We start from the raw sequence: 12,672 nt of genomic DNA on the forward strand, positions 1-12,672 counted from the left end.
GGCCCCTGGTCAGCCGACCCGGTGCAGCCAGCGCACCGGCACACCGGCACCGGCATAGCGGAACGGCTCGAGCTCGTCGTCCCAGGCCTGCCCCAGGGCCAGATCCAGTTCCCGCCGGAGCGTCAGGGGATCGCCGATGTGAGCCACGGCAGCCCGGATCCGGTCCTCGGGGACCACCACGTTGCCGTGCACATCCGTCTGGGCATGGAAGATGCCCAGATCGGGGGTGTGGCTCCAGCGGGCGCCGTCGGAGCCCCGGGAAGCCTCCTCGGTGACCTCATAGCGCAGGTGGGTCCACCCGCGCAGCGCTGAGGCCAGCCGCGCTCCACTGCCGGCCGGACCGGTCCACGACAACTCGGCCCGCAGCAGACCCGGTGCCGCGGGCTGTTCGGTCCAGTTGAACGTGGCTCGGATATCCAGCACCGACCCGGCGGCCCACTCGATATGCGGGCACAACGCGCGCGGTGCAGAGTGCACGAAAAGGACACCGCGGGTGTTGACACCTGACATGTTGGTCCCTCCATCCGGTCGAGATACGTCTTCCCCAACGCTCTCGGAGCCTTCCGGTTGAACCCGCATCGCGGCTTCGTGGTTCCTATCATGCCCCATCCGGACCGATTTGTGCACCTTTGGGGCGTTTCGATCCCCGCTGAAGCCCTGCTGCGGCCTCAGGAGATGCGGCTGCGCACCTGGCGCATCGCCTCCTTACGCACCTCCGGGTCCAGGCGCTGCAGGAAGATCATGCCCCGCAGATGGTCCACCTCGTGCTGCAGGGCGCGCGCCATCAGACCCTCACCCTCCAGGATCACCTCATTGCCCTCCAGATCCACCCCGACCACCTTCGCGTAAGCGGCTCTGGTCGTCGGGAAGTACAGGCCGGGAACGGACAGGCAGCCCTCGTCCCCGTGCTGGGTCTGGGTGGAGGTCTCGACCAGTTCGGGATTGAGAACGTACCCGACCTCGCCGTCGATGTGCCAGGAGAAGGCTTGCAGCCCCACCCCGATCTGGTTCGCGGCCACGCCGGCGCGGTCGTCGCTGTGCACGGTGTCCAGCAGGTCCTGGACCAGCCCGCGCACCCGTTCGTCCATGACCTTGATCGGATCACACGGGCTGCGCAGCACGGGGTCGGGATAGATGCGGATCGTGCGTCTCATCGTGTCGTCCTTATTCGTGCGCCCGCCGGGCCCGGCGTGATGCCGTGCCCGGCGGGATGCCGTGCCCGGCGGGATGCTACGTGTCGCCGAACCCCGAGATGCGATACCCCCGGGTTGCTGCTCGGTCGGAGTGGGTCAGTAGCCCCACAGGTAGGGCACGGCCTCGCCGGTGAAGTCGAAGAGTTCCTCCCAGACGATGTAACTGCCGTCGCTGGGCACGTCGAGGATGACCGTTCCGGTGTACGTCTCGTTCGCCGACATCTCCGACTCGATCATGTCCGGGTTGTCGCACAGCAGGCCCATGAACGGGTTCACTTCGTCCATGGTGTTCTGATCGGAGTCGGCGATGCCGAAGTTGATCGGCGAGAAGTCGTAGGGTTCGTCGAGATCGTAGGTGGTGACCTCCACGGCGAACTCGATGTACCCGTCGAGTTCGGGCTCGGTGCAGAAGAACGCGCCGGACTCCGCTTCCCACTCCTCCACGCTCAGCACCGCCAGGGTCACCTCCGGGTCGGACTCGGTGCCCTGGATCACCGCGGCCTCACCCAACTCCAGGACCACGGCTTCGCCGTCGTCGGGGCCGACGGGACCGTTGTCGTCGGTGGGGTCATCGGTTGGTTGGTCAGTGGGTTCGTCGGTGGGTTCGTCGGTGGGGCCGTCGGTCGGTTCCTCGGTTTCGTCCGGATCCTCGGTCGGCTCCTCCGTGGGGTCGGGAGCGGAGGTGGTCGGAATCTCCTCCGGGTCGTCATCACCGCCGAACAGGGCGATCCCGCCCCAGATCAGCAGACCGAGCACCAGGACGCCCGCGACGATGGCCGCGATGAGGATCCCGGTGTTGCTCTTCCTGCCCTCCCCCGGCGCGCCCTGCCCTGGTGCTGCGCCACCGGGGTATCCCCCCTGCGGGCCACCCGGGTAGCCGCCCTGCGCCCCTGGGTAGCCACCCTGCTGGTAGTCGGGCTGTCCCTGCCCGTGGGAGGGCTGGCCCGACCGCAGGAATCCGGTGTCGTAAGGCGACTCCCCCGGCTGGTCCAGATGGCCGCTGGGCTGGTACTGGTACGAGGCAGTCGCCCCGGCACCCGCGGCACCAGCCGGCGGCTGCTGCCCGGGAACGTGCTGCTGCCCGCCATAGTCCGGCTGTCCGGAGTAGGGCGGGACACCTGCTCCGGCACCGGACCCGGCTCCGAAGGCCTGCGTCGAGCCTTGGTCACCGAACGCCCGTGTCGGTGCGTCGGAGCCGGCGTGCGGCTCGGGTGCGCCGGGTTGAGGGGTCTCTTCTGGCGCCGCGCCGGCCCCGGGTGCCCCTGCGGCACCGGAGGCCGCGCCCGCTTCGGTGGCGCCGGGATCGGGCAACCAGAACTCCCAACCCTCAGGTGCCGGTGGCCAGGAGGGGTCGGGCTGCCAGCCCGGTGGTGGGCTCCAGCCTTCTGGGGGCGGTGGCCAGCCTGGTGGAGAGTTGTAGCGGTAGCCCACTGGGCGCTCCTCGTTCATGTCGATGATCGGCGCCGTTTCCCCTAGCGCCCGCCTACCGGGCCCATCCTACGGGGAACGGGGGCAGTAGCAGGGCGTTCGCGAGGCGAACTCAATGTCCCGGTTGTTGCCCGGTCAGACCGTGGTCCCGGGTGTCCTCCCCGTAGTGGTGCGAGGGTGGCAAACGCGACGGACGGGGATGCCGGCCGGGTCCGCACCATCCGCTACCTCCTCGCCCACGACCCCCGGGACGCGATCCTGGAACGCAGAAACCCCCGCCAGGTTGCACCCAGCGGAGGTTATGGGCTCCCTCGGTTGGACTCGAACCAACAACCGTCCGATTAACAGTCGGATGCTCTGCCTATTGAGCTACGAGGGATCGTATTGGCCCAGACGACTTTAGCACCGTTCGCCCGGTGCTCGCCGCCTCGGGTACGTGGGCCCGGCCACATCGATGGGGTCCGGTCACCCGCGGCTACTGGGGCAGACCCACCTGAGCGCGCACCCGGCCCTCCATCGCCCGGACCCGTTGGTCCAGGTCCTCACCACGGCGCACCCGACCGCTGACGCTGACCTGGGAGAACAACTGCCCTTCCGCGTCACGACGGATCGCGCCGCGCAACGTTCCTCCACCTGGTAGCCGCTCGACCTCGGCGTGTACGAGGGAGGCCTCCACCTCGCCGCGCAGGATGTCGGCCAGTTCACGGTCATCGTGGACCAGCTGCAACTCCACCCGTTCGTGGCCATCCACCCAGGTCAGTTGGATGCGGTTGCCGTCGCTGCTCCATTCCCCGCGGTCCACGGTGTGCCAGGCCCGCTCGAAGTCCCCCGAGCCGGTCCCGATCACGACGACGGCCGCCGGGGTGAGCACCAGCCAGCCGCCCCCACGCAGTTGCGCAGCGGCCAGCACCTCACCACGGACCAGCCCGGCCATCTCAGCGGGAAGTCTGGTCTTTTTCCCTCGCCCGAACCTCATGTGCCGACCGTACCCGGGTCTCGCGCGCAATGCACCGGACCGCCTCTGGCGAGGATAGGCTGGGTGACCGCGCCCCAGTAGCTCAGCTGGTCAGAGCAGCGGACTCATAATCCGTCGGTCGCGGGTTCAAGCCCCGCCTGGGGCACCATCGCTCAGCCGCAGAAGCCCGCGGAACCACACCACTGTAAGCGCCGGCCAACACACTGCGCCATGGGCGCGTTGCTACGGTTCTGCTAACACCCCGCCTCACAGGTCATCCGCCGTTAGCGCGTTGAACTCCTCGAGTTGCTCGAGGGTGAGCGACTCCATCGCGTCCTGAATCGTCACCGCGCCCGGGGCGTGCTCCACCAGGTACGCCAACCGCGCCACCTGCTCCGCCTCGAACCCTCCCATGGCATCCCGGCCCTGGAAGTACAGCAGTTGCGCGTCCCGCAACTCCCCCGCGTCCAACCCGAGGGCCGCCAGAGCGGCCCCGACCCGTTCGGCCTCGGCAGGATCCTTCGCCTTGAACATGGCAGCGATGATCCCCATGGCGGCCTGCACCCGGTCCGCACTATCCCCGATCATCGTGGTCCCCCGAACATCGGCAGATCCTTGCGCCGGCGGTACCCCAGACGCTCCCCGCCCACGTTCACCACCTCGACCGCCTGCAGGTCGGTGTGCTGCCGGCCCGCGAGCGCCAGGACGGCCCGCGCCGCAAGGGCCCCGATCTTCCGGTCACCGAGGATGTCCAACTCCACCCGCACCGACGACCCGGGCCGGTCGTGGATGGCCACGACGTGCCGCGCCCACCCGTCCGGGCCCTTCACGTCCAGGTCGGTGAACGGTCCCTGGACCATGAACACCTCCCGCAACCGGGCCTCCACCCGCCGCGCCAACGTCCCGTTGTTGCTCATGCCCCATGCACCGCCCTGGCGTACACGTCGACTGCGGACGTGTCATCCTCGGGGATCGAGTCGGCGTACACGTTGAGCGTCACCGACGGATCCTTATGCCCTAGGCGCTTAGCCACCACGTGCACCGGCACCAGTTCACGCAGCAACACTGTGGCGTGGGTGTGCCTGGCCTCGTGCAACTTCAACCTCGGCAGCCCCGCCCCGGCCTGGGACGTCACGAACGCCCTCGACACGTAGTCGGGCAGCAACGGCCCGCCGTTCTCCCACGTGAACACCAGGCCCTCGGTGTCCTCCCAGGCTTTGCCCCACGCCAACCGGTCCTTTGTCTGTTGGACCTTCAACGCCCGCAGCGCCGCCACGGCCTCGGGGTCGATCGACACAGCACGCCGCTCGTAGTTCTTCGGCGTCACGTAGTGCCGCTCCTGCCCCTGCTGGGTCACCGACCGGTCCACGGACACCACCGCGGCCTCGAGGTCGATGTCCTGCCACCGCAGCGCGCACAACTCCCCCCGACGCATCCCCGTCGCCAACGCCAACGCCCACAACGGGAACAGGCGCTGCCCCTGGGCATGGCCCAGGTAGGTGTGCACCTGGGCCCCGGTCCACGTCTGATGGCGGGGCTTGATCACCTTCGGCCGCTTCGTTCCCACCACCGGGTTCACGCTGATCACCCGGTCCAGGACGGCGTCCTGCATCGACCGACGCAGCACCGCCCGAGCGAACTCCACCGTCCGAGCTGATAGCGGTTTGCCGCCTTTCCCGCCTTGCTCGTACAGGTCGCGGAACACCACCGACAACCGCGACGGGGAGAGGGTCTGCATGCGCTCGTGCCGCAGCGGGGGCTTCAGGTACCGCTCGATGTTGCCCCGGTAGGACTTGGCGGTGGATGGTTTGAGTTCCATCGCGTGCGCCTTCATCCACCGGTCCAGCCACTCCCCCACGGTCAGATCCTGGGGCGCCACGTAGGTGCCCTTGCCCATCGCCGACATGGCGTCGGCGCGGGCGTCCACCGCGGCCTTACGGGTGGGGTACCCGCCCACCCATCGGGGTCGGCGGCGCCCGGTTTCGGGGTCCGTCTCGCGGACGACGTAGGACCAGGTGCGGCCCCGTTTGACTACGCCTCCGCGCATCTTCGGCTGCTCACTCATCTGCCTCTCCTGCCTCCTGCGGCTCCGGCATCGCGTCGAGCACGGCGTCAAGGAACTGAATCTTCCCTGTGATCGGGGAGGACGCGTCTGCCGCTACTTGGAGGTCGTTTTCACTTGCTTCGTTGTCTTCGAAGCGCTCCACGGTCGCCTGGTACCGCTCATCCGCCTCCGCGAGTTCCTTCGCGAGGTCATCGCGTTGGGCCCTGATGTTCTCGAGTCGCGCAGGACCGTAGGTCTCATCGGTGCACAGCCTTACTATCTGCGCGATCTTCAGGTTGTACTTGGACTCGATGTACTGAAGTTGGATGCGCTCCCTGCGCGCCTCGTCGAGCAGTTCACGCAAGCGAAGATCGCCCACAGCCTCGGGGGTGATGAGCAGGTTCTCTGGCGGCAGATCGAACGCCAGCGCCAGGCCCATCAGTTCGTCGACGGTGATGCGCCGCCGCTTGCCACTGTCACCCTTGGTGCCCTTCTCGATCTTGAACAGCGCCGAGGCGTGTATAGCGCAGCCGAGTTCTGTCATCCGCGTTGCGAGCGCCTCGTAGGACCACTCGCGCCTCTGGCGTTCGTAGGCGATCCGCTCGGCGAGGTTGTCCTCGACTCGGATCGATCGGGGCTGGTTCGGTCGCGCCATGATCACTCCATTCCTATACCGCAATGAGCGTATGCCGTGTCGGACTATTAACGCAACCCTGAAATGCACCATCATTCCTACCAGGCACGCAACCATTCCCGAAAGGAGAGGGACAGGTGACCACCCTCATCGAACAAGTGGCCGCCCGGCAACGGCACACCATTTCGCCGGCCCTTGCCCGGGCCATCCGCCAGGGCGCTGGCGTAACCCAAGCCGAAATTGCAGCCGAACTCGGCGTGCACCCCTTCACCGTCTACCGGTGGGAACGCGGCACCCGCCGGCCCGGACACGGAACGCAAGAGGCGTACACGCGACTCCTGAGACAACTCCAGGAACTCACATGACCACCCTCACCGTCGGTGACGTGCGCGATCGCGCCACCATCACCGTCCCCGAAGCGGGCCGCCTCATGGGCGTGGGCCGCGACATCGCCTACCGGGCCGCAGCCACCGGTCAGATCCCGACCCTGAAACTCGGGCGCCGCCTGGTCGTGCCAGTCCCCCGCCTCCTCGCGCTCATCGGCGAGAACACCGACACCGACCCCAACACATAGCGAAGGCCCGGGCACCACCCCGGACCATCCGCCACCACACGGCCACCGGAGGGCCGCACCCATGACCATAGCAACCAACACCGAGCACACCACGAGAACCGACCACCTCCCCGACATCCACCACGACAACGACGACGACTGGTGGAAAGACACCGCCGAACGCGCACTACACCACCTCGCCACCCTCGGCCGCCCTTTCACCGCCTGGCACCTCACCGACCTCGGCGTCACCGACCCCCGCCACCCCAACCAATGGGGAGCCCTATTCCACTGGGCACACCGGCAAGGCATCATCCGCCCCATCGGCTACGAACAATCCCGCCGCACCACCCGATCAGGCGGGGCCTGCCGCGTCTGGACAGGCACCGAGGCGGTGACCACCCGGTGACCACCAACACCCCGCTAATCGAACTGACCGCATGGATGCGCGGCCGCCTAGCCGAGCGCGTGGCCCGCTTGATCGATGCCGGCCACGACCCGCACACCGGCCCCGACCTCATCATCACCCCGTTAGGCACCACCGGTGAGCCGGGCACCCGGGCCGATCGTTCCTGCGACCGTTGCGGGCGCTTCGTCTCCCAGGGCTGCATCCTGTACATGATCACCGTGCAAGCCGCCCCGAGGGTGCTGTGCGTCGGCGGGCTGTGCGGCGCCTGCCGGCGCCTCGAGGACGGATGGCAGGCATGAGCATCGCAACGCAGGCCACCACCCGCGAACTGTTCGACGCCCTGCACCGGCCCGGGGAACACATCGCCGTGTGCCACCACGACGCCGGCCACTTCCGCGCCACCGTCACCCCCGCCGGGGATGCAGCGATCCTGCAGGCCGGCCAACACATGCACACCGACGTGTGGCACTCCGTGAACCCTGTACGCCCCAACGTGAGCGGGCGCGGCACAGCCCAGGACGTGACCCGGCTGGCCGCGCTATGGGCGGACCTCGACATAGGCGAGGGGGTGATGCCCACCATGCAAGCAGCCCGCGCCGTGATAGCCGACCTGTCCGAGATGCTCAATGACCGACCAGTGTTCATCGTCGCCACCGGCCACGGCCTGCACCCGTACTGGATCCTCGAGGACGACGAACACCTAACCCTCACCACCCCGGAGAAACGTGCCGCCGCGACCGCATTACTGGCCCGGTGGCGGCGCCTGGTCACCCGCGTGGCAGTCGCCCACGGCGGTGCCGTGGACAACGTGTATGACCTGGCCCGGGTGCTGCGCACCCCCGGGACGCAGAACCACAAGGATGCCCACGCCGGCACGGGGCCGGCATTGCCGGTCACCCTCGAGGCTGACACCGGGCACGCCCTGGACGTGACCGAAGTGCTCGAAACGTTCACCGCCTACGGTGTGCCCGAACTCGACACCGACACGGGCCAACCGGCCACGGTGCACGCCCCCGCTCATGAGTGGCCGGAGGCCGCCTCGACGTGCCCCTACGTGGCCCGCATGGTGGGCGCCTGGGCCACCGACACACCGACCGGAGGCCGCCACTATTGGGCGTACTCCCAGCACATCCGCGCCGCGTGCGCCCTGCGCCTAGGGTGCATCACCCAAGCGGACTACGCCCGGGCGCTGGCCCGGCTGCAAACCCGCCTCGATGAGTTACGCGCCCACAGCGGACACCGGCCGGGGGAAGTCACCGCGAACGACACCGATGCCCGCGCCGCGGCCGAACGGAAGACCCACGCTCAGGCCCGGGCCGAACTTGGCGACCACACCCACCACACCGCCGGGGAGGATGCCCGCGGCGGCCTGGCCGGCCTGATCCCCGATCTGCCGCCCGAACAGGCGCCAGACTGGCAGGAAACACCCCAGGACACCGGCACCGGCCCAGGCACCACCTGGCAACCCCTGGACCTGACGGCCACCGTGGCCGGGCTGCTGGCCGGCACGATCAAACGACACGCGCCCACCATCGCCGCCCGTGACGATGGCGCCTGCCTGTTCTACGCCGGGAAGGTGAACGGCGTGGCCGGCGCATCCGGGAGCGGCAAGACCTGGACGGCACTGCACGCCGCCGCCCAGCAGATCGCCGCCGGCCATCACGCGGTGTACGTGGACCTCGAAGACGACGAGGTCGGGGTAGTGGGACGGATGCTCGACCTCGGGGCAGATCCCGACCTACTGGCAGGACCCGGCGCCCGCTTCCATTACCTGCACCCCGAGGAAGCATTTACCGACGCCTCCGCCGAGCACCTCGCGGCCACCATCAGGAAATACCGACCCACCCTGGTAGTCATCGACTCCACCGGGGAAAGCATGGCGATCGACGGCGCCAAACCCAACGACGACGACGACACCGCCCGATGGTTCCGCCGCCTACCAACATCCATCGCCAACACCGGGCCCGCCGTCGTCGTCCTGGACCACGTAGTGAAAGCCGACGACGGCGGACTATGGCCCATCGGTTCCCAGCGTAAGCGGGCAGCGATCAACGGAGCACAATACATGCAGACCACCGTGCGCCCGTTCTCCAAAGGCCACCCCGGGGCAGCGAAACTCATCTGCGCCAAAGACCGACACGGCAACTACCGCCCCGGCCAGCGCGTAACAGACCTCGCAGTCAACCCCGCCGGCGCCGGTGTGCACATCATCATGCGGACACCGTCGGACGCCGCCACGCCCACCGCTGAAACATTCCGACCCACGGCGCTGATGGAGAAAGCCAGCCGGGCACTAGAGGCCACCGCAGAGCCGCTGAGCACCCGGAAGGCTTACGCCACCGTCAGGGGCAAGCAGGAGTACGTGCGGGCCGCGCTTGACGTGCTCGTAGCCGAGGGTTTCGCGAACCGCCACGACGGCCCGAACCGCTCGACCCTGTACAGCAGTAACCGCCCCTACCGACAGGCCGACGACCCCCAATCGGATGCCTACACCGGTGTAACAGTCGGTGTCTCCCCTTCCTTAGAAGGGGAAGGGGGAGACACACACCCGACCACTCTAAGGACACACCCCGGACACACCCGGGACACACCGCCAGAACCGCAACATTCCAACGGTTCAGCCGGGACACACCCAGGGACACACCTACTGGACCCGGCGGCCGGTGTGTCCCCGGTGTGTCCCGACTGCGCCGAACCCCTCACCGGCCCCGGACACACCGCCCGATGCCGACCCAACCATGAGGAGAAATGACCCATGACGATCACGGCACCGGACCGCCGCGCCCGCCGCACGCATCCCATGGACGTCCCGCGTGTTGAGGCATCCCATGGACGTGCCCAGGTTGTGGCGCTGACCTGTGCCGGGGTTGGTGGTGGTTTGTGCGCATGGCCGGGCCCGTTTACCTGGTCGCGGGTTCCGGCCGTGCGCAGAGGCGATCACCGTGTGGCGCGTGGGAGTACGTATCCGTTTCGCCACCCTGGTGGGCCTGTGACCTGCGCAAACAGCATGACTGCTACGCGGTTGCTAACAGCCGCGTCCGCTCCGAGAGAGGAAAACGATCGATGAGCACCGACGGAACGCCCGAGGATGGGGGCCGGTTCGGGGACATGGCCGCCCGGATCTTCGAACTCGAGCACGAACTGACCACCACCAGCGCGGACCTGGACCGCACCCGTAAACGGTTAACGGTCGCTGAGGCCGCCCTGGCACACCGGACCCGTCTCCTGGACTCGGCGAAACTGATTTCCCGGGCCGCGTCCCATGGGGCCGCCGCCGAGGCGCTGCAGGGTGCGCGGGACTTCCACCCCAACAAGGGCGGTTCGTGGCGGTCTCACCTGAAGGCCCTGGCCGCCTGGCACTGGGAGCAACGCCGGGCCCTGGAGGTGGACCTGCAGGCCTCCCTCGGCAAACGCCGAGCGGGGGGTGCCAAGTGACCGGCAGTGAGGGGCACCGGCGTGGGTGCGACGGGCCGGGGTGGCAGGTGACGCCGTCCCGGGTGGTGCGGGGCCTGCGGATTTACAGGTGCGGCGGGTGTGACCTGGTGCGCCTGGGTAAGCAAGCATCTACGAGGAAGGTATGACCATGATCATGAGTGAGCGTCGGGTGATGTTCGAGCACGCTGCGGTGGTGTTCGAACGTGACCTGCTCCTGGACACCCTGGATGAGCGCACAGCAGCCTTACGGGCCGCGGTCCAGGCCCAACCCCCTGGCGATGTTGCTGGTGCGCTGGTCGGGCACGCTGAGGCGATGGGCGCGTGGTGCCGGTTCGTGGCCGCGCACCCTGGGGTGGTGGTCGGTCGTGGATGAGTGGTGGTTGGGCCCGGACGACTCGAGGCGGTGCCGTGCGCACAACCGGGAGGGGAAGCGGTGCGGGCGTGCGGCGATCCGCGGCGGGTTCGTCTGCTCCTACCACGGGGGCAAGGTTCCGGCGGTGGTGGCGAAGGCGCAACAGCGGTTGCGGATGCAGGAGGTGGAGAACTACGTCGCCGGGCAGGCTTCGGGTTGGGCCGAGGTTGACGGGCCGATGACGATGGCCGAGGTGCTTCAGGAGTTGCTGAAGACTGCCCGGTTGGCGGTGCGGTGGCGTGACCTGCTCGAGCAGATCGTGGGCCAGTTGTCGCAGATGCGTTACACGGCCTACGGGACGGGGTCGGAGCAGTTGCGGGCCGAGATTGCGCTGTTTGAGCGGGCGATGGACCGTACGGCGAAGGTGACTGAGGCTATCGCCCGGTTGGACTTGGATGAGCGGATGGCGGCGATCAGTCAGCAGCAGGGCCGGCTGGTGTTCGATGCCATTGAGCGGACGGTGGCGCAGGTGCCTGGGTTGACTGATGAGCAGCGGGCGGCGTTTATCGCGACGATTCCGCAGGAGTTGCGGGCTGTGCAGGAGCGGGCCGGGTCGGGGCGGGTGCGATGAGTGGGAGGCCTGCGTTCCGTCCGCCGGAGTCGTACCTGCATGGGTCGGTGGTGGTGGTGCCGGCGCGGGTGGCTGCGTGGCTTGAGCGGGCGGCGGGGTTGCGGCGGGTGCGGACGGCGGCGCGGGGCATGGATGCCGAGGTTGATGCGGTGTTGTTGGCGCTGGCGTATGGGGCTGCCCGGTGGCGTAGTTCCGCTACCGGAACTGCTCGTGCGGTGGCCGGGGAACACGAGGCAGGGTCGGTAACGCAGATGACCACCGGGCAAGCGGCATCACTCCTCGGTATAGGGGAGCGGGCGGTCCGGCAGGCGATCCAGCGGGGTCGCCTTCCGGCCGTCCGGGTGGGTGGTCGGTGGGTTATTGAACGTGAGGACTTGGAGCAGTATCGGCAGGCCGTGAAGGCCGCGTGAAGGGAGTAGGACGATGGCAACGGTTTATGGCAGCAGTAACGCCGAGCGGGTGCACCGTCGGTATCAGCAGGAACTGGCCCGGGTGCGTGAGGATGCGGATCTGTCGGATGGGGGCAAGCAGCGGCGCATTGCCAAGGCCTACGTGACCGCGGTTCGTGAATTGGAGCAACTTCGCGGCGCGATCAAGGCTCAGCGCACCACTGACAGCGCCGCCGCCGCCCAGAAGGTGCACAGTATCGGTGACTTGATCCGTCCGGGTATGGATCCTGGGGCGGCTGCGGTGTCTTATCGTGACGCTCAGGACCGGGTGGGTCAGATTACGAACTCCGATGAGGCCCTGAGACTGCTCAGCAGGGCGGAACGTTCAGGGGATTACGTGCTGGGTCGTGCCTTGGCCGCCCACGCTGTGGATATGGGCTGGCGGCACATTGTCGATGCGTACGCCGATGGGCATCCCCAGTGGGGGCGGGCGGTGCAAGAGCACGATTCGGCCCGCCCCTCGTTTGGTGCACGTGTGCACGAAGAGGCGTACACGCAGGCGCCGTCGCGGCCGGTCGAGTTGGGGTATCTGTCGGATCGTGAGGCCGCTGTGGTGGCTGGTCTCTGAGGCGCTGAAGGGCTGACTGGA

18 protein-coding genes and 2 tRNA genes are annotated in these 12,672 nt (G+C 68.2%); 11 read left to right on the forward strand and 9 right to left on the reverse strand.

The genetic code is table 11. The features are described 5' to 3' along the window. Positions 1–9: 9 nt before the first annotated feature. The 5 genes from ACO0LV_RS01780 to ACO0LV_RS01800 form a co-directional block, all read right to left on the reverse strand. Positions 10–510: a DUF3145 domain-containing protein gene (locus tag ACO0LV_RS01780; protein ID WP_424786143.1), complete on the reverse strand. Its 501-nt coding sequence runs from the start codon at positions 508–510 to the stop codon at positions 10–12. Between the two features lie 158 nt (positions 511–668). Beyond that, positions 669–1,154 carry a peptide deformylase gene (gene def, locus ACO0LV_RS01785; protein WP_424786144.1) on the reverse strand — a complete coding sequence of 162 codons (486 nt, stop codon included), beginning with the start codon at positions 1,152–1,154 and terminating at the stop codon, positions 669–671. 135 nt (positions 1,155–1,289) lie between these two features. Continuing rightward, the gene (locus ACO0LV_RS01790; RefSeq protein ID WP_424786145.1) at positions 1,290–2,642 is read right to left on the reverse strand and encodes a hypothetical protein; all 1,353 of its coding nucleotides are present in this window, start codon (positions 2,640–2,642) and stop codon (positions 1,290–1,292) included. Between the two features lie 285 nt (positions 2,643–2,927). Beyond that, positions 2,928–3,000 (reverse strand) — tRNA-Asn (locus ACO0LV_RS01795). Between the two features lie 96 nt (positions 3,001–3,096). Then, entirely contained in the window at positions 3,097–3,597 is a 501-nt protein-coding gene (locus ACO0LV_RS01800) for a hypothetical protein (protein ID WP_424786146.1), read from the reverse strand. Between the two features lie 71 nt (positions 3,598–3,668). On the opposite strand from ACO0LV_RS01800, the gene ACO0LV_RS01805 reads away from it, so the two are divergent. Next, positions 3,669–3,745: transfer RNA gene (locus ACO0LV_RS01805), tRNA-Ile, on the forward strand. A gap of 98 nt (positions 3,746–3,843) precedes the next feature. Here ACO0LV_RS01805 and ACO0LV_RS01810 read toward each other — a convergent pair. From ACO0LV_RS01810 to ACO0LV_RS01825, 4 genes are read right to left on the reverse strand one after another with little or no spacing between them, the layout of a single operon-like run. Next, positions 3,844–4,164 (reverse strand): hypothetical protein, encoded by a 321-nt coding sequence (locus tag ACO0LV_RS01810; RefSeq protein ID WP_424786147.1) that lies wholly within the window; start codon positions 4,162–4,164, stop codon positions 3,844–3,846. Then, complete coding sequence (locus ACO0LV_RS01815; protein WP_424786148.1) at positions 4,161–4,493, reverse strand: hypothetical protein; 333 nt, start codon at positions 4,491–4,493, stop codon at positions 4,161–4,163. Before ACO0LV_RS01815 ends, ACO0LV_RS01810 begins: the two co-directional genes overlap by 4 nt. Continuing rightward, complete coding sequence (locus tag ACO0LV_RS01820; protein ID WP_424786149.1) at positions 4,490–5,641, reverse strand: tyrosine-type recombinase/integrase; 1,152 nt, start codon at positions 5,639–5,641, stop codon at positions 4,490–4,492. The genes ACO0LV_RS01815 and ACO0LV_RS01820 overlap by 4 nt, the downstream gene beginning before the upstream one ends. Further along, a complete protein-coding gene (locus ACO0LV_RS01825) occupies positions 5,634–6,275 on the reverse strand; it encodes a helix-turn-helix domain-containing protein (RefSeq protein WP_424786150.1) in 642 nt (213 codons plus the stop codon). Before ACO0LV_RS01825 ends, ACO0LV_RS01820 begins: the two co-directional genes overlap by 8 nt. Before the next feature lie 116 nt (positions 6,276–6,391). On the opposite strand from ACO0LV_RS01825, the gene ACO0LV_RS01830 reads away from it, so the two are divergent. From ACO0LV_RS01830 to ACO0LV_RS01875, 10 genes are all read left to right on the forward strand, one after another. Beyond that, the gene (locus ACO0LV_RS01830; RefSeq protein ID WP_424786151.1) at positions 6,392–6,619 is read left to right on the forward strand and encodes a helix-turn-helix domain-containing protein; all 228 of its coding nucleotides are present in this window, start codon (positions 6,392–6,394) and stop codon (positions 6,617–6,619) included. Further along, complete coding sequence (locus tag ACO0LV_RS01835) at positions 6,616–6,828, forward strand: hypothetical protein (protein ID WP_424786152.1); 213 nt, start codon at positions 6,616–6,618, stop codon at positions 6,826–6,828. The genes ACO0LV_RS01830 and ACO0LV_RS01835 overlap by 4 nt, the downstream gene beginning before the upstream one ends. Before the next feature lie 61 nt (positions 6,829–6,889). Then, the gene (locus tag ACO0LV_RS01840; protein ID WP_424786153.1) at positions 6,890–7,216 is read left to right on the forward strand and encodes a hypothetical protein; all 327 of its coding nucleotides are present in this window, start codon (positions 6,890–6,892) and stop codon (positions 7,214–7,216) included. Beyond that, entirely contained in the window at positions 7,213–7,515 is a 303-nt protein-coding gene (locus ACO0LV_RS01845) for a hypothetical protein (protein WP_424786154.1), read from the forward strand. Before ACO0LV_RS01840 ends, ACO0LV_RS01845 begins: the two co-directional genes overlap by 4 nt. Further along, positions 7,512–9,968, forward strand: a complete 2,457-nt coding sequence (locus tag ACO0LV_RS01850; RefSeq protein WP_424786155.1) for an AAA family ATPase — start codon at positions 7,512–7,514, stop codon at positions 9,966–9,968. The genes ACO0LV_RS01845 and ACO0LV_RS01850 overlap by 4 nt, the downstream gene beginning before the upstream one ends. A 311-nt stretch (positions 9,969–10,279) precedes the next feature. After that, positions 10,280–10,651 carry a hypothetical protein gene (locus ACO0LV_RS01855; protein ID WP_424786156.1) on the forward strand — a complete coding sequence of 124 codons (372 nt, stop codon included), beginning with the start codon at positions 10,280–10,282 and terminating at the stop codon, positions 10,649–10,651. 154 nt (positions 10,652–10,805) lie between these two features. After that, positions 10,806–11,024, forward strand: coding sequence for a hypothetical protein (locus ACO0LV_RS01860; protein WP_424786157.1), 219 nt, complete (start codon positions 10,806–10,808; stop codon positions 11,022–11,024). Beyond that, complete coding sequence (locus ACO0LV_RS01865) at positions 11,017–11,634, forward strand: hypothetical protein (protein ID WP_424786158.1); 618 nt, start codon at positions 11,017–11,019, stop codon at positions 11,632–11,634. Before ACO0LV_RS01860 ends, ACO0LV_RS01865 begins: the two co-directional genes overlap by 8 nt. Before the next feature lie 251 nt (positions 11,635–11,885). Further along, a complete protein-coding gene (locus tag ACO0LV_RS01870; protein ID WP_424786275.1) occupies positions 11,886–12,044 on the forward strand; it encodes a helix-turn-helix domain-containing protein in 159 nt (52 codons plus the stop codon). 13 nt (positions 12,045–12,057) lie between these two features. After that, entirely contained in the window at positions 12,058–12,651 is a 594-nt protein-coding gene (locus tag ACO0LV_RS01875) for a hypothetical protein (RefSeq protein WP_424786159.1), read from the forward strand. Positions 12,652–12,672 lie beyond the last annotated feature (21 nt).

Source organism: Pseudactinotalea sp. Z1739 (genome assembly GCF_049725055.1).
In the GTDB taxonomy this organism is placed as follows: domain Bacteria; phylum Actinomycetota; class Actinomycetes; order Actinomycetales; family Beutenbergiaceae; genus CALKWS01.

Bases quoted from the DNA above. Each gene is read 5' to 3' on its own strand.
- ACO0LV_RS01780 (WP_424786143.1), bottom strand. From the start codon at position 510: ATGTCAGGTGTCAACACCCGCGGTGTCCTTTTCGTGCACTCTGCACCG.
- def (WP_424786144.1), bottom strand. From the start codon at position 1,154: ATGAGACGCACGATCCGCATCTATCCCGACCCCGTGCTGCGCAGCCCG.
- ACO0LV_RS01790 (WP_424786145.1), bottom strand. From the start codon at position 2,642: ATGAACGAGGAGCGCCCAGTGGGCTACCGCTACAACTCTCCACCAGGC.
- ACO0LV_RS01800 (WP_424786146.1), bottom strand. From the start codon at position 3,597: ATGAGGTTCGGGCGAGGGAAAAAGACCAGACTTCCCGCTGAGATGGCC.
- ACO0LV_RS01810 (WP_424786147.1), bottom strand. From the start codon at position 4,164: ATGATCGGGGATAGTGCGGACCGGGTGCAGGCCGCCATGGGGATCATC.
- ACO0LV_RS01815 (WP_424786148.1), bottom strand. From the start codon at position 4,493: ATGAGCAACAACGGGACGTTGGCGCGGCGGGTGGAGGCCCGGTTGCGG.
- ACO0LV_RS01820 (WP_424786149.1), bottom strand. From the start codon at position 5,641: ATGAGTGAGCAGCCGAAGATGCGCGGAGGCGTAGTCAAACGGGGCCGC.
- ACO0LV_RS01825 (WP_424786150.1), bottom strand. From the start codon at position 6,275: ATGGCGCGACCGAACCAGCCCCGATCGATCCGAGTCGAGGACAACCTC.
- ACO0LV_RS01835 (WP_424786152.1), top strand. From the start codon at position 6,616: ATGACCACCCTCACCGTCGGTGACGTGCGCGATCGCGCCACCATCACC.
- ACO0LV_RS01840 (WP_424786153.1), top strand. From the start codon at position 6,890: ATGACCATAGCAACCAACACCGAGCACACCACGAGAACCGACCACCTC.
- ACO0LV_RS01850 (WP_424786155.1), top strand. From the start codon at position 7,512: ATGAGCATCGCAACGCAGGCCACCACCCGCGAACTGTTCGACGCCCTG.
- ACO0LV_RS01855 (WP_424786156.1), top strand. From the start codon at position 10,280: ATGAGCACCGACGGAACGCCCGAGGATGGGGGCCGGTTCGGGGACATG.
- ACO0LV_RS01860 (WP_424786157.1), top strand. From the start codon at position 10,806: ATGAGTGAGCGTCGGGTGATGTTCGAGCACGCTGCGGTGGTGTTCGAA.
- ACO0LV_RS01870 (WP_424786275.1), top strand. From the start codon at position 11,886: ATGACCACCGGGCAAGCGGCATCACTCCTCGGTATAGGGGAGCGGGCG.
- ACO0LV_RS01875 (WP_424786159.1), top strand. From the start codon at position 12,058: ATGGCAACGGTTTATGGCAGCAGTAACGCCGAGCGGGTGCACCGTCGG.